Below are 1,389 nucleotides of genomic sequence, written 5' to 3' on the forward strand. Positions count from 1 at the left end.
GTTTAAGATGGCATGATATAAAAGGCTGGGAAAAAGTGGTACTCTGGTTTGACGGAATCAGAGAGCCGGCGGAAGGTTCTAACTACTGGTGAAGAAGCCACTGCGTGAATGGCAGCCGCTTACTTCGGGTTTAAGATTAATCAAAGCCGACCGCCGTACGCCATAATGAGGCGTGGGGGCATTCCCCACGACCTCGGATAGGAGCACGGTATACCACTACCAGCGTTTACTCCTGATTCCATTTTATCATATAAGGGGTAAAAAATGGAACAGAAGAGATTTGTAGGTATCGACCTGGGGAAAAGGACTTATGAAATTAAGTTCATTCATTCGAACGGGAAAGTAACAGGAACAAACGGGCTGACAAGCCCAAAGGGCCGGAAAGAACTTTACAAAAAGCTCAATCAGACAGACAGAGTAGCCATAGAAGTCTGCTCACTGGCTATGGTTATGGTAAAGGAAATACGCAAAGAAGTCGGATGCGAAGTAGTCCTCCTTAATCCCAGCCAGATAGCCTTAATTTACCGCTCCGTAAAAAAGAATGACAAGGAAGACGCATTAAAACTTGCAAGACTTGTCCAGAAGTTTTCAAATGAAGAACTGCCTTCAGTTGAACTTCCATCAGAGCATGAAGAAAATTTAAGGCAGATTCTTACTGAAATGCGACAGCTCAAGCACGACAGAACGAAAGAAATCAACAGAATGCACGCTATATTCCTCGAAAGCGGAATCACAGAAATTACGAAGAAAGATCTTGATAATAACAATAACAGAAAAGAATGTGTGAAGATGTTGAATGGACTTTTTCTTCTGCAGGCAGAACGGAATATAAAAAAACTGGAGCTTATAGAAAAGCAGATAGAAGAAGTTGAAGGTCTATTAGACAAGGAAATTGAGGGCGACAGGAATATAGAAAAACTCGAAGAAATTCCTGGAGTCGGAAAGCAGCTTGCTTCGGCATTTGTTGCTTTTTTAGGCGACGGATCCAGATTTCCGAATGTCGGTGCAATAGGAGCAGCGACGGGACTTGTTCCCCGGCTTGATATGTCCAGTACAATTTGCAGGCTTGGTCATATAACAAAATGCGGGAACAGAAACTTACGCTCTCTCCTTATACTGGCGGCATGGTCACATGTAAGGTCAAAAGGAAGCGGAGCATTAAGGGAAAAATATCTATATATGACGCAGGTTCAAAGCAAAGGAAAAAAAATTGCAATTGTGGCTGTAGCAAGAAAACTTGCAGAGTTGATGTACACGTTGCTGAAGACAGGAACATCATATGAAAACAGACCTTCAACTTCAATATCACAACTTGCAGTTGAAGCTTTATCAAAAGCATCGTAAAATTATGGAATCAGGAGTTCCTTGCTATTGACAAATATCATAGGA

Annotated in this window: 1 protein-coding gene; it reads left to right on the forward strand. The window is 42.1% G+C overall.

The features are described 5' to 3' along the window. Positions 1-264 precede the first annotated feature (264 nt). The gene (locus B5D47_RS11245; RefSeq protein WP_078931922.1) at positions 265-1,344 is read left to right on the forward strand and encodes an IS110 family RNA-guided transposase; all 1,080 of its coding nucleotides are present in this window, start codon (positions 265-267) and stop codon (positions 1,342-1,344) included. Positions 1,345-1,389: the final 45 nt, after the last annotated feature.

Source organism: Treponema berlinense, assembly GCF_900167025.1.
Lineage (GTDB): Bacteria > Spirochaetota > Spirochaetia > Treponematales > Treponemataceae > Treponema_D > Treponema_D berlinense.

Coding starts and splice junctions, on each gene's coding strand:
- B5D47_RS11245 (WP_078931922.1), top strand. CDS start 265: ATGGAACAGAAGAGATTTGTAGGTATCGACCTGGGGAAAAGGACTTAT.